The sequence below is a fragment of the Cytobacillus kochii genome, assembly GCF_044790165.1.
GTDB classification, from domain to species: domain Bacteria; phylum Bacillota; class Bacilli; order Bacillales; family Cytobacillaceae; genus Cytobacillus; species Cytobacillus kochii.
Map to the genome: position 1 here is coordinate 858,948 of NZ_CP085254.1, position 21,220 is coordinate 880,167.

Here is a 21,220-nt window from a genome sequence, read left to right on the forward strand (position 1 = left end):
CATATAAGGATTCAAATCACAGAAAAAAACCGAATGATTAGATGTTAGATACGCCTTAATCATTCGGATAAATTATTAGCTATATACTTATGTCCCAACCTCTATGCTTTATGCCACGTGATTTTGTTTTCGTTTTTTTGCCTTTTCTGCAGTCGCAGTAAACAATACATCAGAAGATGAGTTCAATGCGGTTTCACAAGAGTCTTGTAGAACTCCAATAATGAATCCAACTGCAACGACTTGCATGGCTACATCATTAGAAATCCCGAACAAGCTAGCTGCTAGAGGAATTAATAATAGAGACCCCCCAGCCACACCTGATGCACCGGCAGCAGATACAGCAGATAAGACACTTAAAATAATGGCTGTCCATAGATCTACTTCAATACCTAGAGTATGGGCAGCGGCTAGTGTTAATACGGAGATAGTCACAGCAGCTCCTGCCATATTAATTGTAGCACCTAGTGGAATAGAGATAGAATAAGTATCTTCATCTAAATCCATCTTTTTACAAAGATTTAAGTTTACAGGGATATTAGCAGCAGAGCTTCTAGTGAAGAATGCAGTAATCGCACTTTCTCTTAATGTTTGTAAAACCATTGGATAAGGGTTTTCTCTTGTGAAAAAGAAAACGATTAATGGATTTACTACAAGTGCAATAAAGAACATACAGCCAAGCAGCAAGATTAAAAGCTGTCCATATTCTGTTAATGCGGAAAGTCCATTTGTAGCAATCGCATCAAAAACAAGACCTAAAATACCGATTGGTGCTAACTCAATTACCCATTTAACAATAGTGGTGATAGCTGTTGAGATATTGGCTAATGCAATTTTTGTTGTATCTGCAGCAATCGATTTCAAAACAACGCCCAGTACGATTGCCCAAGCTAAAATACCAATATAATTTGCATTCATTAATGCGTTAACTGGATTATCTACTATATTAAATAACAATGTTTGCAATACTTCCATGATACCACCTGGAGGTGTAACATCTTCTGCTCCAGTTTGAAGTGTCAGGTTAACAGGGAATATGAAGCTAGCAATAACAGCGATAGCACCAGCTGAGAATGTACCTATTGCATATAGTAAAATGATCGTCTTCATATTTGTTTGTTGCCCAACTTTGTGGCTGCTGATAGCGTTAATAACTAAAAATAAGACTAATACAGGCGCAACAGCTTTTAAAGCACCGACAAATAGAGAACCAAATATAGAAATCCAACTAGCTTGTGGAACAACTAAAGCTAATATAATACCAATAATCAGACCAGCTAGAATACGCTTTACTAAACTAATTTCGCTCCATTTACGTATGAAGTTTTTCATGATGATCCTCCAAATTCAAATTTAATATATTAATATAATGTACAGTTGTCACGTCCACGTGGACAATATCTTTCAATAAGTGTATCACGAATTGTTCATTAACGGAATAAGAAATTATTTCGAAATATTCATTTTTGATAGATGATTTTCCTTCAAAAAGTCTATGTGTTGCTCTTTCTTTAATAGATAAAAAATAAAAATAGTAAATGCAAATGGCTTTCGCAAGATATGTTACTTCCTGTTCGCTAGTTTGAGATTTTTTGTGATCGTTTAACTTAATGATTATTGTCTTCCTTTTTATTACATATTTAATATATTTATAAAGCAGAGACGAAGGTATTTGAATTTACCTAGGTTTATAAAAACGTAAGTTTCTGCTCTATTATTTCATCTTGATCGTATAGATATTCCACAGGTAAATACCATTGAATGGAATGTTATTGTAAAATATTTCATAAATGAAATACTATTGACTGCAGCTTGATTATCTGCAATAATAAACTCAATTAAATACTGGTACCTTTAATTCAGTCCAGAGAGGCTGGCAAGGGCAGCGGATAACATTATTTCTGTAGTGATATAGTATTTTCTAGAGAGAAATACTATATATAATCATATACAGATAATGAAATTAGAGGCTAATTGTCAGATCTTACTGATGATTAGTCTCTTTTTTTCTGCTTTTTGGTATCAGAAAACTGATGGAGGGATTTACATGAGTAAAATCGATCAAGAGTTTTCGTGGCAAGCGGTGCCAAAATCGCAGAGAAATAATTTCTGGAAGACATTATTCGTTATGTTAGGGTTCACGTTTTTCTCAGCAAGTATGTTAGCAGGAGGAGAGCTTGGTATAGGGCTGAGCTTTAGTGAGTTTATTGTCATCGTCCTCTTAGGGAATTTACTATTAGGCATATATACAGGTGCTCTTGCACATATTGCTGCCAAGACAGGATTGTCCACACATCTATTAGCTAAATATGCTTTTGGAGAGAAAGGGTCGTATTTGCCTTCCTTTTTACTAGGATTTACACAAGTTGGTTGGTTTGGTGTTGGTGTGGCTATGTTTGCTGTTCCTGTAGCAACAGCGCTAGATTGGAATGTGTATGCACTTATCTTTGGTTTCGGTATTGCGATGACAATCACTTCACTCTACGGGATGAAGTCATTGGTTATTTTAGGGTTTATTGCAGTACCTGCAATCACGCTCTTGGGTGGTTATTCAGTTATAGAAGGAATTTCTTCTTTTGGTGGCTTAGAAGGCTTAATGGATTACACACCTGCGCAAACGATGACGGTTGCTGCAGCATTGTCCATCTGCATAGGGTCATTTATAAGCGGCGGAACATTGACACCTGACTTTGCAAGGTTTGCTAGGACTTCTAAGCAAGCCGTAACAGCAACAGTCATCGCCTTTTTCTTAGGAAATTCACTTATGTTTTTATTTGGTGCAGTCGGTGCGATGGCATATGGTTTAGCTGATATATCTGAAGTCATGTTTTTACAAGGATTGATGATTCCAGCTGTACTTGTATTAGGACTTAACATCTGGACAACAAATGATAACGCCTTATATGCATCGGGGCTTGGTTTTGCCAATATTACGAAGATTTCCAAGAAAGTATTTGTTGTCGTAAATGGTTTGATTGGTACAATCTTTGCTATGTGGATGTACAATAACTTCGTTGGTTTCTTAAATATCCTAAGTGCTGCCGTACCATCTATCGGTGCGATTATCATAGCAGATTATTTCTTCATTAAACGTAGAAACTATGTAGAATTTGAGCAAGTGAAATTTAAAGTCATTAATTGGGTGGCCATGGGAGCATGGGCACTAGGGGTTACTTTTGCTCAAATTATGCCGGGCATTACACCTCTTAATGCATTGTTTGGCACAGCAATCATTTATATCGTTTTAACCTTCATTGTAGCAAAAATATCAAAATCTAAGGGGATGACAACAAATGATCATACAGAACGCGAAATTACGGGGTAAAGAAGGGCTATGGCAATTAATTATTAAAGATGGTGTTTTTCACGAGATTACTCAAAAAACAATTGAAGTTCCAGATGGTGAACAAGTAATTGATGTTGATGGGGCGCTCACTTTACCTCCATTTATTGAACCTCATATTCATCTGGATACAACTTTAACAGCAGGTGAGCCAGAATGGAATAGAAGTGGTACTTTATTTGAGGGAATCCAAAGATGGTCAGAGCGTAAAGCATTTTTAACTCCAGAAGATGTTAAAACAAGGGCGAAGCAAGCGCTAAAATGGCAAATTGCCCAAGGGATTCAGCATGTTCGCACACATGTCGATACCACTGATACAACCTTAACAGCTGTTAAAGCTTTATTGGAAGTAAAAGAAGAAATGAAAGACTATGTTAATATCCAGCTTGTTGCTTTCCCGCAAGAAGGGATTTTATCGTATCCAAGTGGGGCAGAGCTGATGGAAGAAGCGTTGAAAATGGGTGTCGATGTCGTTGGTGGCATTCCACACTTTGAATTTACAAGAGAATATGGCGTAGAGTCGATGAAGATTGCTTTTGACCTTGCCGAAAAATACAATCGTTTAATTGATATCCATTGTGATGAAATAGATGATGAACAGTCACGTTTTGTTGAAGTTGTAGCTAAAGAGGCGTATGAGCGGGGTTTAGGAACACGAACAACAGCAAGTCATACGACAGCGATGGGGTCTTATAATGATGCATACACATATAAGCTGTTCCGCTTACTAAAGATGTCTAACATTAATTTTGTTTCAAACCCATTAGTCAATATTCATTTGCAAGGTAGATTTGATACGTATCCAAAAAGAAGGGGATTGACTAGGGTAAAAGAAATCCAAGAAGCAGGACTTAATATTTGCTTTGGTCATGATGATATTTTTGATCCTTGGTATCCTCTTGGAACAGGCAATATGTTACAAGTACTTCATATGGGTATTCACGCTTCCCAGTTGCTCGGTTATGAACAAATTGTCAATTCAATCGATTTGATTACGAAAAATAGTGCAAAGACATTACAAATCGAGGATGAATATGGTATTGATAAAGGTAAACCGGCGAATTTTATTATCCTTGAAGCAGAAAATGAATATGAGGCCGTTAGGAAACAAGCGACAGTCCTTTATTCTATTCGCGGAGGTAAAGTGATAGCTGAAACGAAGCCACAAGTAACTAATATTACATTTGGAGATCATGTTGAGCAAGTTGATTTTAAAAAATGAATCTAACGATATTAACCACAGAGGAATCTGTGGTTTTTTCTATAGGGGGTTTTTGAATGAAGTACACTAAATTATTTATCGGCAAAAGGAAGAGGATTGGTTTTAGTAAAAGGGTATGAATAATATCTAGTTTTTCGATTTTTAACCCCTCTATTATTAACTACTAAGACCATTTTACAATCTCAGCCAGTTTTCTGTTGGATCCACCGCAGGTAGAGCGGCTGATAGTGCCTTAACTTTTGCCGTCAATCATTTCCCAAAAGTGCCAAGAGGCTTTGGACATTTGTTTCTCTTTGAGGCGCAAAATAACAGGTTCCATTTGATATTCATAAGATTGTATTGCTCGAACTTCAATATTTTCAAACAGCTGAGGAGCATTGTCCATTTGCGGAATCATCGATATCCCCAGGCCTTTACTGACAAGTTGGATGGCCATCATCACATCTTTACATTCAATAATGATATTTGGAGTTAAATTTCTTTCCTCAAAGGACTTAAGGATATTTTCAGTGAAAGTCAAACCTTCTAGTGCTCCTAATAAGATGAAAGGAAAGGAAGCTATTTCTTCAAAAGTTGTTCTGTCAGGAGACAGTTGATCTGCCCATTCACTTGGAATAATCGCTACACAAGATCGTTTGTTCAAACTTTTTATTTTGTATTGCTCATTATTCATTGGTCTTAATAGAAAAGCCATATCGATTTCTCTTTGGTCGAGTCTTTTCAATAATTCCTCGGTATTACCGTTTAAAATACTGACCTTGACATAGGGAAATTCCTTTCGATATAAGCTGATATAATCAAGCAGCAGATTTGAGCAAGAAGAAGATACCCCGATTCGCACAGTTCCAGCATCTCCTCGTTCGATTTCTTGTATTTGTTCTTCTACAACTTGCATTTCCATTAACATTTGTGTTGCATATTTGTACAAAATGATTCCTGTCTCTGTTAACTCCCATTTTTCTCGGTAACGATGAATTAAGGTAGAACCTAAGTCGGTTTCTAGCTTTTTTAAAACTTGGCTCAAAGGGGGTTGCGCCATATGCAGAACTTTTGCTGCTTTAGAAATACTCCCTTGATCGACGATTGTTTTATAATATTGAATCTGTCTGATATCCATTATTTCTCCCCTTTCATCATATGTAATTTGATATAACTAGTTTATCATATATATATTTTTTATATATTTGTTTCGATGATAAAATGAGTAAGTGAAACATTGAACAAATTAGAATCGGGTGAAACAAATTATGGCTAAACGACTAGTTCTTTATGTACTAGGCTTATTTTTTTTATCACTAGGCGTTAGTTTTTCTATTCAAGCTGATTTAGGGGTTTCACCAGTATCATCATTACCTTATGCGTTAAGTTTAAGTACTGGTATGAAAATCGGTATGATGACTGTCGCTGCGAATATTCTATTCATTATTGTTGGAAGCATTTTGACTAAATCTTTTATTGTGAAAGAGGTTGTTGGTCAACTGATTATTTCGTTCTTATTCGGTGGATTTATGGATTTAACTTTGCTTTTAGTCCAACTTTTTCCATCACCACAAACAATTGGGATGAAAATTATCTTCTTGCTTATTAGTTTATTTGTTGTGGCAGTAGGCCTGTTAGGATATTTTAATGCTAAGTTACCACTTATGCCTTATGATGCCTTAACCTATGCCATCAGTGCGCGTTTTAAGATGGTTTTTAGTAAGGCGAAAATTACAAGCGATTTATTGAATGTCTGTGTCGCCGGTGCTGTTTGCCTCATCTTTGTCCATTCACTAGGAGCTATCGGGGTTGGCACAGTTATAGCGGCTTATTTTATTGGTAAGATCCTTGGTTGGATGACAAAATTATACGAAGTACCGTTAAAAGAATGGCTGTGGGCAAAGCCACAAGAGGAATTAAGTAAGATTAACTAAGGGGTAATATAAAATAATTCATCATAACCAGTGAGGGATGGGGATGCCTTGCTGGTTATTTTTTAGTTAAGAAAGATATTTTGTTGTTTACGCTAATCTAGTTGGAGGAGAATAAAAGACAAACCGGCAATATAACCGGTTCTCAATTTGTTTCTCCCTCTTCCAATTGCTTTAATTTCTCATGATATCTTTTATGGGCTCCTTTTAAGGCAACAATTACTGCTGTGGTGGATGGTGCGAAATAGTGCTTTTCTATCCGGTTGATAAGGCCTTGAAGGTCTGTACTCATGTCAAATCCAATCATTAATCTCTTAAAGAAATCTTGCGTCAGTCCAGTTATAAAGGTAAATTCTGCGTTGATAATTTTATGGTTAGTAGAATTGATTTCGAGTACAATACCTGCGTGTTTGTATACTTCATACATCGCTGTGCCTTGTGGAGCTTTGGCATAAGCAGTAACAAGTACGGAGCTAAGTTCATTTTGTGCCATGATAGTGGCTCCCTTCTATTTCGGTTTACTAAACAGTTCTATTTTATCATATAACTTAAAAGGTTTTTAGAATTGAAAATTTTCCATTGACTATCTAAATCTTTTAAAATATGATAATACTATCAAAATGATTTGAATATATTATTCTTTCTGAAGAAAAGCGTCTTCTTAACGATGAAATTCACCTTTCATAACACTTAAGGATACCTAGCTTTTTCAAGGAGATAAGAGTCGAGTAATTTTCTTATTTTCCTGGGATAGCTAGGTTTTTTGTTTTTGTTAAATTAAGGTAATTCATATAAATGCTGGAGGGGGGAGTTATTAGAATGACTAAAAGAATCGCTGTTATTGGTGGAGGAACAATGGGAATAGGGATTGCCCAATTGTTTTCTACAAATGGGTATCAAGTTACGTTAGTAGATGTGAATAAAGAAGCATTATATTTAGCAAAAGAGAGAATGGAATATCAACTTTCTGCTCTTCTTTCCAATTCAGATGATGTTAAAAGTGTAATGGCATCTGTCTCTATGACTGTAGAAATGAGTGAAGTGGAAACAGCTGAGTTCATTATTGAAGCAGTCCCCGAAAAACGAGACCTGAAACAACAGGTGCTACAGGAAATAGAGAGGTTTTGTGCAGAGGAGACGATTATTGCAACAAACACATCAGGGTTGTCTATTGATAGCTTAGCTGAATGCCTAACCTATCCACAAAGGATGATGGGTACACATTTTTTCATGCCAGCTCATGTCATTCCACTCGTTGAAGTGGTAAAAGCAAAAGCAACATCGGAAGCAGCTACAGACAAAGTGATGTCACTATTAAAAGAGGTTGGCAAAAAGCCAGTACTGATTAAGAAAGACATCCCAGGATTTATTGCCAATCGCATTCAACATGCAATGGCAAGAGAGGCCATTTCACTATTAGCTTCAGGTGTCGCATCAGCAGAAGATATTGACACTGTTATTCGTTATAGTTTAGCGCCTCGGTTATTATTTAGCGGACCGCTTGAACAACGAGATTTAAATGGACTAGATGTTCATTTTCATATTGCTTCATATTTATATCCAGATCTCGAAAATCGGACAGATCCTGATCCATTTTTTGTAAAAAAGGTAGAAGCAGGAGAGCTGGGTATAAAAAGTGGGAAAGGTTTTTATGATTGGCAAGATAGAAATGTACAAGCAATTGTAGAAGAAAAGAATCACGCAATTTTGCAAATAATGAAAGCGCTTAAAGATAGAGACAACAAGGAGGGGAACTAGATGGAAAAAATGACAAACTTCTTCACGAATTTAATGAGAAAGTATTTACCTGATGCATTTGTATTTGCTATTGGATTAACGATTTTAACAATGATTCTAGCCATGTTGATTGAGGGACAAACACCAAAAGAACTTGTGCTAGCATGGGGAGATGGGTTTTGGGATTTATTAGCCTTTACGACACAAATGGCTGTTATTTTAGCTATGGGTTATGTTTTAGCAACTGCACCTCTAACGGATAGGTTATTAAATAAAATTGCGGCTAAAGTAAAAACACCTAAGGGTGCAATTATAGTGGCCACTTTAGTTGGGTCGATTGGTAGCTATCTAAACTGGGGATTTGGGTTAGTTATCGGAGGAATTATCGCCCGTAAATTAGCAATGAATGTAAAAGGTGTGCATTATCCCTTAATTATTGCAGCGGCATATAGTGGTTTTACCTTTTATGGTTTAGGTTTATCAGCTAGTATTCCTGTGCTCATTTCTACACCAGGTCATCCAATGGAAGCGGCAATGGGCATAATCGGTTTAAGTGAAACCATTTTCTCTTTACCAATGGTAATTACAACGGTTGTCTTATTAATTACTTTGCCACTTGTTAATGCTGCTCTTCACCCAAAGAATAAAGAGAATGTAAGAGAGATAAATCCTGCTTTATACGAAGAGAAAAAAGAAGCATCAGTGAATATATTAGGCGATGATACTTTTGCCTCTAAGATTAATAATAGCCGATTACTTAGTTATGCTATTGGTATCATTGGTTTAGTTTATATCCTTTTCTATTTCATCGATGGTAACACAATGAATCTTAATATTATTAACTTTATTATTCTTTTCTTAGGAATTATTCTTCTTGGAACACCTGCGAAATATACACAAAGCTTAAATAGTGGAATTGGTACAATATCAGGAATCATTCTTCAATTTCCGTTTTATGCAGGAATCATGGCAATTATGGCATCATCGGGTCTAGTTGATACAATTGCTGCTATATTTGTTAATTTTTCAACGGCAGAAAGTTTACCGTTTTGGGGAATTATTAGTTCTTTCTTTATTAATTTCTTTGCTCCATCTGGCGGCGGTCACTGGGTTGTTCAAGGACCATTTATGATTGATGCGGCGAAGGAGTTAGGAGCAAGTCTTAGCCAAACATCTATGTCTGTTATGCTTGGTAATGCATGGAATGATGTGATTCAACCCTTCTGGATTTTACCAGCGCTGGCTTTATCAAAGCTAAAGCTTAAAGATATAATGGGTTATTTAGTAATGATTATGTTTTATGTAGGAATTATTTATATTGCAGCTTGTTTAATATGGGGTTACTTACTATAAAAGGAGGAGCTAATAATGAAAGTAGTCGATTTATCTGTTGTTTTATATGATGGTCTGGTATCATTCCCGTCTCATCCAAAGGTGGTATTTATGGATCATGTTACACATGACTTTTCAAAACCGCGATATCAAGCTCCGTGTGAAGGATATGCGAGTAAAACGATTATCATGTCTGACCATAGTGGTACACATATGGATGCTCCCTATCATTTCTTTAAAGATGGTTGGACAATTGAGCAAATCCCTGTGGAGGCAACAATGGGGAATGCCGTGTTGGTAGATGTTTCTCATAAGAGTGCAAATGAGCCTGTAACAAGAGATATGGTAGAAGAGGTTGTTCGTCGTGACAATCTAAAAGTGAAGAAGGATGATATCGTTTTATTTCGCTGCTGGCCAGGTGAATGGAATGCTGCAGGTTTCCATGATTGCTTATCATTAGATCCTTCTGTTGCTAGTTGGGTAGTAGAACATAAAGTAAAAGCGATTGGTCTTGATCTTCCTAATGCCGATATTAATACAAATATGCAACGTAATGTTCATATGGAGTTACTTGGCCGAAATATCATGATTTTTGAGAATGTAGTAAATCTAGAGAAGTTAACAAAGAAACATTTTTATTTTATGGGAACGCCACTAAACCTAAAAGGAATGACGGGCTCACCAATAAGAGCTTTAGCGATAGAAGAATGGTAAAAGAGAGAGGGAGAGCTTTGTATGAAAGCAGTAGTAAAAACTAATAGATCACGAGGTATTGAAATAAAAGATGTAGAATCGCCTACTTTAAAAGAGAATGATGTGCTAGTACAAGTGCTAGCTGCTAGTATTTGTGGAAGTGACCTTCATATGTACGAAGGGATGAATGCGTATGAATGGGTATCTACCCCTGTCACGCTAGGACATGAATTTGCTGGAGTGGTCGTGGAAGTTGGTCATAAGGATCATGCTCATTTGATTGGGAAAAATGTAGTCATTAATCCGTATATTCCTTGTGGCCATTGTGAGAATTGTTTGAAAGGGCAAACGAATCTATGTGACCATGGCAAAGGTTCCATGAGTAAAGTGCCGGCAGAATCATTACGATACGGTTTTAGAGAAAATGGTGGAATGGCAGAGTATGCTTCTATCCATTATCAAAATGTACTCCCACTTCCCGAGGAGGTTGCTATTGAGGTGGCAGGGATGCTAGAAGCAATTGGAATTGGTGTACGCGCAATAGAAAGGGCGAACATTCTGCCGGGTGAAACAGCAGTTGTTATTGGACCGGGACCCATTGGATTATCAATGGTTGCCTCCCTATCCAACTATGGATTTAAACAATTGATTGTCACTGGATTATCAAAGGACAAAGATCGTTTGACATTAGCATTAGAGCTAGGTGCTACTGATATTGTGTATGTTGATGATGAAAACTTATTAGAGGCCATTGCTCATAAGACGAATGGAAATGGCGTAGATCATGTTTTTGAAACGAGTGGGTTTAATGGTTCACTGACAGATGCTGTGAGAATATGCAAAAAAGGTGGGGAAGTCTTACTTATTGGTATTAGCCCGCAAGAAAGTACCCTAGCTACTAGTGAAATTGTACGTGGTGAGATTGATATAAAAGGAATATACGGAGTGACAGAACAAACGATGAAGCGTGCGATTGCCATGGCAGCATCAGGAAAGTATCCATATGAAAAACTTATTACACATACGTACGCTTTGGAAGAGGCAGAAGCAGGATTTAATGCAGGCATAAGTAAAGAAGCGGTAAAGCTAATATTAAAGCCATCAGGAGAATGAGTTTATATAGGATGGGCAAATGCAAACGAACAATCTCTAATCTTAGGTTGTTCGTTTTTTTTGAGTTAGTGATTATTTCATGAGGAATTTTCGGTATAATCTTACGCTATCAATAAAATATAGGTTGTATCATTTTATCCGTCTTATTTCGTATGGTTCTGCCCACACTATAGAGAATTGAATGTATGAGTTGATAGATTATTCAGAAAGAATCCTGCTATAATATAAAGAATCTATAAATACTGGAGAACTGTATGAAAAAGTTATTGAAAGTTCCTATAAAAATTAAGATTCTCGTCCTTATAGTCATTTTAATTATTTCTATTATTGTATTGTTATCGGCAATGTATATCGTGATGAAATTAAATGATGATATGGCTAAGGCTGAAGAGTTAACAATGCAGACAGCAAAGACCGTTTCTTATATGCCGGCATTACATGACTATTACAACTCTTATAAACTAGTAAATACTTTAGGAAATGTAGTAAATCAAGTAAAAAAGATAGACAATATGGAAGTGTTTTTTCAAAAACGCAATGGCATGATTATCGCCTCGACTGATGATGAATATACTTTTGGAGAATTAACAATAGAAGAGCATGAAAAGGCACTTATTTATGGAAGCTCTTATGTGATGCAAACAGTAGAAGAAGATAAAAAAGTGATTAAGGCCGTTGCGCCTATAATGGTCGATTATGGTGAATATAAAAAAGTAGAGGGAGCAGTCATTGTCCTTTTTGAAGTGAACCATTTATATGAAGCCATTTGGGAGGATATTAGAGAAATACTTAAAGTATCTGTGATCATCTTGTTTCTTGGTATCTTTGCAGGTTATTCATTGACTAATAGTATTAGGAAAGACACATTAAACTTAGAACCTTATGAAATTGCTGCCATGTTCAGAGAGAGAAACGCTATACTCCATTCAGTGAAGGAAGGGATTCTTTCTATTGATGAAAAAGGGATGATTACGATGGTCAATACTTCCGCTGCTCAGCTATTGACATTAGAGAGTGGAGTAGAAGGGAGATTAGTAGAGGAAGTCATTTCTTCAGAGGTAATGATTGAAGGACTGAAGAGTTGTAAGAAACAAGTAAATGTTGAAATACAAATTGATGAGAAAGCCATTATCATGAATACACAACCGATTATAGAAGCTGGGAAGAGAATTGGTACAGTAGCAAGCCTCCGAGATCGTACTGAAATTAAACGAATGATAGATGCCATATCTGAAGTGAAACAGTACTCTGATGATTTACGAGCACAATCACATGAATTTACGAATAAGTTATATGCCATCTTAGGCTTGCTTCAATTAGATAAAAAGGAGAAAGCGATTGAATTCATAAACAGCGAAGCAACATTATTAAAAAAAGAAGAAAAAATCATTTTTACAAAAATAAAGGATGAACGAGTGCAAGCGATATTATTAGGAAAATTAGGACAAGCTTCCGAAAAGAAAATAGACTTTGTAATAGATAAAGAGAGTTCTTTAGAAGGGTTACCAGATAACCTCACTTTATCGTCCCTTATTATTATTCTAGGAAACTTAATTAGTAATGCTTTCGATGCAGTAAAAGAGAATGCGCTCAAGGAAGTGAAATTTTTTGTTACCGATATTGGAGACGAGATTATTTTTGAAATCCAAGATAATGGAACGGGAATTGCTGAAGAAATGACACAGCAACTATTCGAAAAGGGACAATCATCTAAAGGGAAAAATCGTGGTTACGGGCTCTTTAATGTTCAAGTAGAGATAGAATCTCTAAATGGTGTGATTGAATATAGCAGTAATGAGCATAAGGGTACAATCTTTACTGTATATTTACCAAAGGAAGAGGGGAGTAAAAATGGAGATCATTAAAGTAGCAATAGCCGAAGATGATTATCGGATTGCGCAACTTCATGAAGAGTATATAACTAGAATAGATGGGATGAAGGTAATTGGAACAGGTTTAAATGCTCATGCAATGATGGAACTGTTACAACTGCATCCAGTTGATTTATTACTTATGGATATATATATGCCAGATCGTTTAGGAATTGATCTATTAGAGGAAATAAGGGAGAAGTATCCTCTTGTAGACATTATTTTAATTACAGCTGCGAACGAGAAAGATTATTTATTGAAAGCACTAAAATATGGAGTGATCTCTTACTTAATTAAACCGGTTTCATTGGATGTATTTATTGCAACCTTAGAAAGGTACAAAGAGGAAAAGGGGAAATTCGCTTCTGTCACTGAAGTCAATCAACAGGTTGCCGATTATTTCTTTGGTCGCACGCAAACAGACATATTACATAAACAAACGGGTTTGCCAGCTGGTATCGATCACGTTACGCTTGAGAAAGTGCGCTCCATTCTACAAAAGGGAGGAACAGGTTTAACAGCTGACAAGGTCGGAGAGAAAATGGGAGCATCTCGTACAACAGCGCGCCGTTACTTAGAATATTTAGTTAGTATAAACAAAGCTTATGTTGAACAAGTATATGGGGTTGTGGGGAGACCCGAGAGAAACTATTTTTATCGTTGAAAAACTGGTCGTAAAGGGACCGGTTTTTTTATGTATAAGAGATAAAACATACGTCGGTGTATGGTATGTCGTATTGTCACTTATAGTTATTGTGAAATAAAGCACAAATGAACACAATGAATTTAATTGATTTTAAGTTTTTAATAGACAATTTTAAGAAAACGTTTACATTTTTTTATTCAGAATTTAATATTAACTCAGAATTTAACAAGATAAGGGGAGTGGATATAGTGAAAAAGCTGGTAGTTTTCGTTCTAGCTGTTCTTATATTAACAGCGTGTTCTTCCAATTCAACTTCAGGAAATGGGGAATATCCAACAAAAAATATAGAAGTAGTAGCTCCGGCATCACCTGGTGGCGGATGGGATTTAACAGCTCGATCTGTGCAAAAAATTCTTAAGGATAATAGCCTAGTAGATAATAATATTAATGTTATTAATAAGCCAGGCGGCGGTGGTGAAGTTGGGTGGAGCTATCTGAATACAAAGGATAGTCATTATCTTGCTGTAAACTCTAGTCTACTATTAACCAATCATTTCTTAGGACAAAGTAAGTTAACTTATGAGGATTTTACACCTCTTGCGACTTTAGCAACTGAATGGCAGGCTATTGCTGTATCAGTAGATGCTCCATATGAAAATATAAATGACTTGTTTGAAGATATTAAGAATGATCCAGCATCTATAAAAATTGGCGTAGGACCAGGTCTAGGCAATGATGATCATCTATCATTTGTGCAAGCGGCAGGAATGAGGGATGTGGCAGCAAAAGACTTAAATTTCCTCGTCTATGATGGCGGTGGTGGGGACGTAGTGACAGCCCTTTTGGGAAATCATGTAAATGCGGTCACGACTTCATTATCAGAAGTTAAGGAACAACATATAGCTGGCAAGCTAAAGATTTTAGCGGTGTCTTCGGAAGATAGATTAGAAGAATTAGAAGATGTACCTACATTAAAAGAAGAAGGTATTGACATGGTTTTCCCCCATTGGCGAGGTATTATGGGGCCACCAGATATGACAGAAGAAGAAATCAAATATTGGGATGAAAAATTGGGAGAAATGGTTAAGAGTGAAGAATGGGCTGAACTTTTAACAAATAATGATTGGGATGATTTTTACCAGAATAGTAGTGATACGAAAGCGTTTTTCGATGAACAAGCAGAATTATATAAGGATTTAATTGGCGAATCAGGGCTGGTTCAGTAAGGGAGGATTTGTTAAGTGAGAATCATCAAAATAGGTTTACCCATATTAATGATAGCCGTTAGTTTAGTTTTCCTAATCAGCTCATTTCAGATCCCAAAAGCTACATTAGGTAGTGCCAATGGACCTCTATATTTTCCTATTGGCATCAGTGCACTGATGCTTATCCTGAGTGTTATTTATCTGGTGAATGAGTTGAGAAATATCCATGAAAAAGAAGAGAAACTGACAGATGTATTTAGTAAGAGGGCCATACAGTTAATTGTTGTTACAATCATCCTCGGTATCATTTATGCACTGACATTTGAAACACTAGGATTTTTAATTTCGACGATTTTATTCTTAGGTGTCTTATTATTTTATTTGAATGGTTGGAGAAAATGGCTCGTTAACGTCATCGTTACTGTGAGTTTTTCCTTCATTACTTGGTACGGATTTAGTCAACTATTAGGTGTAAGTTTGCCATAGAAAAGGAGGGAATCATATGGAGGGTTTTGTAGAAGGATTGATGACAGCCATACAACCAATTAATATCATTTGGATTGTAATAGGAGGATTCTTGGGGACTGTTGTTGGTATGTTACCAGGGTTAGGTCCAGCCACGGCTGTTGCGGTTTTAATCCCAGTTACTTTTGGAATGGATCCAACAAGTGCCATTATATTAATGGCTGCCATTTATTATGGTGCGATGTACGGCGGATCTAGAAGTTCTATATTATTAAATACACCTGGCGATGGTTCGGCAATTGCTGCCACCTTTGATGGTTACCCGATGGCAAAGAAAGGCCAGGCTGGTCAAGCAATGGCCATTTCAGCAGTAGCTTCTTTTATCGGGGGGATATTAGCCACCTTTGGATTTGTCGCTTTAGCTAAACCGTTAGCAAGCTTTGCCTTGCAGTTCGGTCCATCGGAATATTTTTTACTTATGCTATTAACCCTCTCAGCTATTGTTTCGCTATCAACAGGAAAAATGATCAAAGGTTTTATTGCAATGTGCTTAGGGTTATTATTAAGTACAATTGGCATTGATCCGCAGACCGGTGTTCATCGTTTTACCCTTGGGATGCCACATTTAGCAGAAGGTATTGATTTTCTAATTGTCATCATTGGAATCTATGCGGTAGGTGAGGTATTTTATAATTTCTTAACGATTTATAAAGAAAAGAAAAAGCAAAAAGAAAATCAAGACATGGGTAAAACATGGTTCACCAAAGAGCAATGGAAACGTTCTAAATGGCCAATTCTCAGGAGTGCACCTCTTGGATTTATTGTTGGTGTACTTCCGGGAGCGGGGGGAACCATTGCATCAATGATTAGCTATTCTACTGAAAAGCAGTTATCTAAAAAACCAGAGGAATTTGGTAAAGGAGCTGTGGAAGGTTTAGCAGCACCAGAATCGGCAAATAACTCTGCCTCAGTTGGAGCAATGATTCCGTTATTAACAATGGGGATTCCAGGTTCAGGAACCACTGCTGTTATGCTCGGCGCATTAATCATGCTCGGCGTTAGACCTGGTCCGATGCTTTTTGAAAATGATCCGGTTATGGTTTGGGGACTTATTAACAGTATGTTTATCGGTAACATTGCTTTAGTGATTATTAATGTACTATTAGTTGGGTTACTCGTAAAGGTGCTTCACACGCCAGCTAAAGTACTGTATCCGCTTATCATTATGTTGGCTTTTATTGGCACTTACACGTTGAGTTATTCTACAGTTGACTTTTATTTATTATTGTTGTTCGGTCTCATTGGTTTAGTTATGAAAGTGTTAGACTTTCCAATTGCTCCATTAGTACTAGCACTAATCGTGGGAACAGATATGGAACAAAATTTCCGTATGGCTCTGACATCATCTAATGGCAGTCTAAGTATTTTCTTTTCTTCTGGGATTTCCGTTATTTTAATGATTCTTACAGTATTATCTTTATGCTATCCACTTATTTTGAAGTTGATTAAAAATAGAAAAAGAAAAGAAGACCAAACAATATCAGGTTAAATAAAAGCTCGTCATTGATGGCGAGCTTTTGATTTGCCTATAATGTTGCATAGATACTTACTGTAAAAAGAAAATAAAAAGCCTAGAGAATCATTGGATAAAAGGAGGAAGCAAACAAGTATCAATTAAAGAAAAGAGAGACGGATGAAATGTCATGATGTTTATCGAAAAAGTGGATTCAGTAAAGAAGCGGGAGGATGCTTATCAGTTATTAGATATCTTTACTGAAGCGTCCGGATGCATAATCTCTTTCCTAGTTAACTTTATCAATATGCTTTTTGATAGTCGATCCAAATCGGTTATAACCAAAATGTTTCGCCGATGAATAATTTTTTTAGTTGATTGGCATCTAATTGTTGCTTTTCCCATTCAGCATCTAGTCTAGCAATAGCTTCTGGTCCGGTATCGTCTGCTAAATGATAAGTACCATAATGCATAGGGATAAAGGTTGCGCCATTTAATTCCATATATGCTTTCACTGCATCTTCTGGGTTAATGTGACTGACTTTCATAAACCATTCTGGTTCGTAGGCGCCAATGGGCATTAATACAGTTTTGATCTTGAACTTTTCGGCGATCTCTTTAAACCCACGAAAGTAACCTGTATCACCGACAAAATAAATAGAGTGAGGCTCATTTTCTATAATCCAACCACCCCAATGAGATGTATTCGTATCCGTTAGTGATCTTTTCGTCCAATGTTGAGCGGGTACAAAAGAAAGGGACAACGAATTAAGTCTATAAGAATCATACCAGTTCGCTTCAAATATATGCTGATATCCCCGTTTGCTAAAACTTTTCCCTAAACCAATTGGTACATAGAAAGTGGGGTCGCCTTTTAGTTTTTTGATTGATGGAAAATCTAAATGATCATAATGACCGTGAGAGATTAAGACAATATCGATATCGGGTAAATCAGTTATAGAAATACCGGGTGCTGTTAATCGTTTACCGAGACCCATACGGTTTGCCCACACAGGATCAGTAACGATATTTAATCCATCTATTTGAATGAAAAAAGTAGAATGTCCAATCCATGTAATAGAAGCATCTTTTCTATTTTTGTTTAATCGCACAATTTCTTTTGTTGGCGATTGCTCAATTTGGATAGTAAGATCTTTTTTATTTTGTCTTCGTTCTTTTTGCCAGCGACGAAAATCATTGAATGATTTGGTGTTTTCTACATTATCTAGATTGGTAAAACGTTTTTTGCCTGTCATTCTAACCCTCCAAACTCATCTTCCTCTATAAACATCTGTTAGCAACTATTATATCTGTCCATTTTTTAATATCAAAGTTTTTGTATTCATTGACACGTAGAAAATGCCCCATCAATTTAAACTTATGAAAAATTTAAGTTTTGTAGAGGGAAAAAAGATTTGATGAAAAAAAGCTGCCAGTGGATTTTGTATGAGGGTCCTGCGTATAAAAAAAGATAAATTCTTATGAATGTAACTCTTGGTGTGTAAATTCATCGTATTTCTTATAGTAGGTATAGGACAAAATCTCTTTACGTACCTTTTAGTATGTCTAGGTGAAAGGTGCGTGAGCCGCGCTGAAAAGAGTTCAAGAAAACCAAGTCGTATTTTATTCGATAAAAGCATCAACGATTAAACGTTTCATTATTTTAGACTGTGTAACTGGCACAGCGTTTTATTATGCTATTAAAGCCATTTCAACTAGTATGATACTTGCACTTGTTGGTTGTGTTGTTGGGACGGAGGGAATTAAAAAAGTGAAAAGAGAAACGGATAGGAAGCATTAGCGGATACTAGTGTATTGTCTTTTAACTTCTTCCTTTTTTCAATGCTAAATAGAGTTGTGAAGATCTATGTTATTCATTTCACTTAGAAAACAAAGTACTACTCCATTATTAGATAAGTTGGTTACACTATATGTATTAACTAAAAAGGGATGTATATAATGGATGAAAAAATCAACCGTGAATTGAAGAAGCCGATTTATAAACAAATTGCTGATGAAATAGAGAACGGAATCTCTGACGGTACTTTTCCAGCTGATAAAAATCTACCTTCGGAAAGACAGTTAGCTAAAACTTTTCAAGTCAATAGAAGTACGATTGTTGCTGCTTATGATGACCTTGAATCAAAAGGATTAATTGAACGAAGAATCGGAAGTGGTACAGTCATAAGTAAAGATATTTGGGGCATGACAAAAAAGCGTATGCCAAGTTGGAACAGATATATTGAAGCAGGTTCGTTCTTACCTAATTTGCCTATTACGCAAAAAATTCGTAAGGAAATGGAAAAAAGAAAACTTATCAATATGGCGAGTGGTGAGTTGTCAGAAGATTTATATCCAATCGATATTTTAAGAGAAATTACGCAAACGCAAGCGTTTATTGGTAGACTAGGTTACGACCATCCTCAGGGTAGTGAAGCATTAAGAAATACCATTACGAAACATGTGGAGAAATACAGAAATATTCAAACAACACCAGCTTCTATCCTTGTTACTTCTGGAGCACAACAAGCCCTGCATCTTGTTGTGCAATGCTTATTAAAACCTGGTGATGCTGTTGTGATTGAAGATCCATCTTATCATTACAACCTGCCTATTTTTAAATCAGCAGGCATTCAAGTCTATACCCTATCAGCACTAAGCAATAGGGCTCTTTCTGCCGAGCTTCTTTCATTACATAAAAAACACCGAATTAGTATGATTTTTTTAAATCCAGCATTCCAAAATCCAACAGGGAGGCTGTTTAGGAAAGAGCAATTACAAGAGATTTTGGATATTTCATCTGAATACGGAATCCCAGTGATTGAAGATGATCCATACAGCTTAATTTCTTTTAATAACAATCCTGTCTCTACATTGAAATCAATGGATCAAAACGGAAATGTATTGTACATCAGTTCGTTATCAAAACTAGTTGCTTCTGGTTTAAGGATTGGCTGGATTATCGGGCCGAACTCGGTAATAGAAAGATTATCGGATGCAAAGCAGCAGATTGATTTTGGTCATGCTAGCTATACACAATGGATTGCTAATGATTTTTTGGAGTCAAAGCATTTCCCTGTACATTTAGATAGGATCAAAACAGAACTAGTGCAAAGAAGAAACGAAGTAGTTGCTAGTTTAAAGAAATATTTAGGGGATCAGGTGGTGTTTACCATTCCTCAAGGTGGTATTCATATTTGGTGTGAAATAAACAGAGACGTTGATGAAATGAAGTTGTTAGAGAATGCCATTAAGCAAGGAGTTATTTATTTTCCTGGAATGATGATGGGATCAAAGAAGTTATTTGTTCGATTTACCTTTGGACGAGCAAATGAAGAACAAATAAGAACGGGTATCCAACGTTTTAGTGCCGCATTAGCACTTACTTAAATGAAGTGGATGGTAAAAAAATAGATGAATTGGCTGGTCATTAAAATGCTCGTTTCAATTAAGATAAAGGAGAAAGTGAAATATACAAAAAAGGAGCATAAAAGATGATTATATTATACGGCGTAATTATATGCATCCTAATGGTTGCGATTATTGCTACCCTATTAATTACGAATAGGAGTGATGATAATTATCAATCATCTTCACGAAAAAATAATCGAAACTTAACAATGATTTATATAGTGGTGATTGCTTTGTCCATCATTGCTTTAGCTATATATATTGCTTATGACTAAAAGTTTTAGGAGGATCAAGGCATGACATGGACAATGGGTTTTGTATTAATACTAGGTATTTTAATCAAGATGATTACTAGTCCACCAAGCGCGGCTGTCGCATGGGTATTAAAAAAATTTGCCATTCATCAAGAAATAAATGAAAAAGAGATTACATTAGAATATGATAACCATCTGATAGAGGGACAGGTTAAGGAGAAAGTAGTTAAGATGTTTAATGAAGCTAGTTTTTTGAAGAGAATTCATATTTACCCTGGTAATGAAGACTTATTTATGCCGCATAATCAAAAAACAGTCCCCTATCATATTTGTTATAGTAAAGGAAAGAAAAAGATACAATTATACCTTTATATTGAAGAAAAATATCTAACTGTTGTAAAACAAACGAATAAGAAAGTAATTGCCTATCAAATGGATGCTGAGGAGCAATTTACTGAGTATGAAGAAAATAGCATATACTTAAATAGTAAAATAAATAACATGTGAT

19 protein-coding genes and 1 pseudogene are annotated in these 21,220 nt (G+C 36.1%); 16 read left to right on the forward strand and 4 right to left on the reverse strand.

Going from position 1 to position 21,220, the window contains the following annotated elements:
* Positions 1–108 precede the first annotated feature (108 nt).
* Entirely contained in the window at positions 109–1,329 is a 1,221-nt protein-coding gene (gene sstT / locus LG276_RS04640) for a serine/threonine transporter SstT (protein ID WP_224934606.1), read from the reverse strand.
* A 715-nt stretch (positions 1,330–2,044) separates the two neighbouring features.
* Between sstT and codB the strand changes: the two genes are divergently transcribed.
* On the forward strand, positions 2,045–3,322 hold the full coding sequence (gene codB, locus LG276_RS04645) for a cytosine permease (protein WP_224934608.1): 1,278 nt from the start codon (positions 2,045–2,047) through the stop codon (positions 3,320–3,322).
* The gene (locus LG276_RS04650; protein WP_224934610.1) at positions 3,291–4,562 is read left to right on the forward strand and encodes a cytosine deaminase; all 1,272 of its coding nucleotides are present in this window, start codon (positions 3,291–3,293) and stop codon (positions 4,560–4,562) included. The genes codB and LG276_RS04650 overlap by 32 nt, the downstream gene beginning before the upstream one ends.
* Positions 4,563–4,794: 232 nt before the next feature.
* Here LG276_RS04650 and LG276_RS04655 read toward each other — a convergent pair whose 3' ends face one another.
* Positions 4,795–5,679, reverse strand: a complete 885-nt coding sequence (locus LG276_RS04655; RefSeq protein ID WP_404293671.1) for a LysR family transcriptional regulator — start codon at positions 5,677–5,679, stop codon at positions 4,795–4,797.
* 130 nt (positions 5,680–5,809) lie between these two features.
* On the opposite strand from LG276_RS04655, the gene LG276_RS04660 reads away from it, so the two are divergent.
* Positions 5,810–6,475, forward strand: coding sequence for a YitT family protein (locus LG276_RS04660; RefSeq protein WP_251162734.1), 666 nt, complete (start codon positions 5,810–5,812; stop codon positions 6,473–6,475).
* A 142-nt stretch (positions 6,476–6,617) separates the two neighbouring features.
* Here LG276_RS04660 and LG276_RS04665 read toward each other — a convergent pair whose 3' ends face one another.
* Entirely contained in the window at positions 6,618–6,965 is a 348-nt protein-coding gene (locus tag LG276_RS04665; RefSeq protein WP_251162733.1) for a DUF3870 domain-containing protein, read from the reverse strand.
* Positions 6,966–7,291: 326 nt separating this feature from the next.
* Between LG276_RS04665 and LG276_RS04670 the strand changes: the two genes are divergently transcribed.
* From LG276_RS04670 to LG276_RS04715, 10 genes and pseudogenes are all read left to right on the forward strand, one after another.
* On the forward strand, positions 7,292–8,230 hold the full coding sequence (locus LG276_RS04670) for a 3-hydroxyacyl-CoA dehydrogenase NAD-binding domain-containing protein (protein WP_224934616.1): 939 nt from the start codon (positions 7,292–7,294) through the stop codon (positions 8,228–8,230).
* On the forward strand, positions 8,231–9,562 hold the full coding sequence (locus LG276_RS04675; protein ID WP_224934618.1) for a short-chain fatty acid transporter: 1,332 nt from the start codon (positions 8,231–8,233) through the stop codon (positions 9,560–9,562).
* A 15-nt stretch (positions 9,563–9,577) separates the two neighbouring features.
* Positions 9,578–10,255 (forward strand): cyclase family protein, encoded by a 678-nt coding sequence (locus LG276_RS04680; RefSeq protein WP_224934620.1) that lies wholly within the window; start codon positions 9,578–9,580, stop codon positions 10,253–10,255.
* 21 nt (positions 10,256–10,276) lie between these two features.
* Positions 10,277–11,347, forward strand: a complete 1,071-nt coding sequence (locus tag LG276_RS04685; protein ID WP_251162732.1) for a zinc-binding dehydrogenase — start codon at positions 10,277–10,279, stop codon at positions 11,345–11,347.
* Between the two features lie 254 nt (positions 11,348–11,601).
* Positions 11,602–13,212: a sensor histidine kinase gene (locus LG276_RS04690; RefSeq protein ID WP_251162731.1), complete on the forward strand. Its 1,611-nt coding sequence runs from the start codon at positions 11,602–11,604 to the stop codon at positions 13,210–13,212.
* Positions 13,205–13,882, forward strand: a complete 678-nt coding sequence (locus tag LG276_RS04695) for a response regulator (protein WP_224934685.1) — start codon at positions 13,205–13,207, stop codon at positions 13,880–13,882. The genes LG276_RS04690 and LG276_RS04695 overlap by 8 nt, the downstream gene beginning before the upstream one ends.
* Positions 13,883–14,112: 230 nt before the next feature.
* Positions 14,113–15,090: a tripartite tricarboxylate transporter substrate binding protein gene (locus LG276_RS04700; RefSeq protein ID WP_251162730.1), complete on the forward strand. Its 978-nt coding sequence runs from the start codon at positions 14,113–14,115 to the stop codon at positions 15,088–15,090.
* Between the two features lie 15 nt (positions 15,091–15,105).
* A complete protein-coding gene (locus tag LG276_RS04705; protein ID WP_095370437.1) occupies positions 15,106–15,555 on the forward strand; it encodes a tripartite tricarboxylate transporter TctB family protein in 450 nt (149 codons plus the stop codon).
* Positions 15,556–15,571: 16 nt separating this feature from the next.
* The gene (locus tag LG276_RS04710) at positions 15,572–17,083 is read left to right on the forward strand and encodes a tripartite tricarboxylate transporter permease (protein WP_224934629.1); all 1,512 of its coding nucleotides are present in this window, start codon (positions 15,572–15,574) and stop codon (positions 17,081–17,083) included.
* A gap of 119 nt (positions 17,084–17,202) precedes the next feature.
* Positions 17,203–17,321 (forward strand): annotated as a pseudogene (locus LG276_RS04715) (DUF1801 domain-containing protein); the annotation flags it as partial.
* Between the two features lie 61 nt (positions 17,322–17,382).
* On the opposite strand, the gene LG276_RS04720 reads toward LG276_RS04715, so the two are convergent.
* Complete coding sequence (locus tag LG276_RS04720; RefSeq protein ID WP_224934631.1) at positions 17,383–18,303, reverse strand: MBL fold metallo-hydrolase; 921 nt, start codon at positions 18,301–18,303, stop codon at positions 17,383–17,385.
* Positions 18,304–19,006: 703 nt separating this feature from the next.
* On the opposite strand from LG276_RS04720, the gene LG276_RS04725 reads away from it, so the two are divergent.
* The 3 genes from LG276_RS04725 to LG276_RS04735 all read left to right on the forward strand — a co-directional run bounded on the left by LG276_RS04725 (position 19,007) and on the right by LG276_RS04735 (position 21,219).
* Complete coding sequence (locus LG276_RS04725) at positions 19,007–20,437, forward strand: PLP-dependent aminotransferase family protein (protein WP_224934633.1); 1,431 nt, start codon at positions 19,007–19,009, stop codon at positions 20,435–20,437.
* Positions 20,438–20,541: 104 nt separating this feature from the next.
* On the forward strand, positions 20,542–20,733 hold the full coding sequence (locus LG276_RS04730) for a hypothetical protein (protein WP_224934635.1): 192 nt from the start codon (positions 20,542–20,544) through the stop codon (positions 20,731–20,733).
* 21 nt (positions 20,734–20,754) lie between these two features.
* Positions 20,755–21,219 (forward strand): YfmQ family protein, encoded by a 465-nt coding sequence (locus LG276_RS04735; protein ID WP_251162729.1) that lies wholly within the window; start codon positions 20,755–20,757, stop codon positions 21,217–21,219.
* Position 21,220 lies beyond the last annotated feature (1 nt).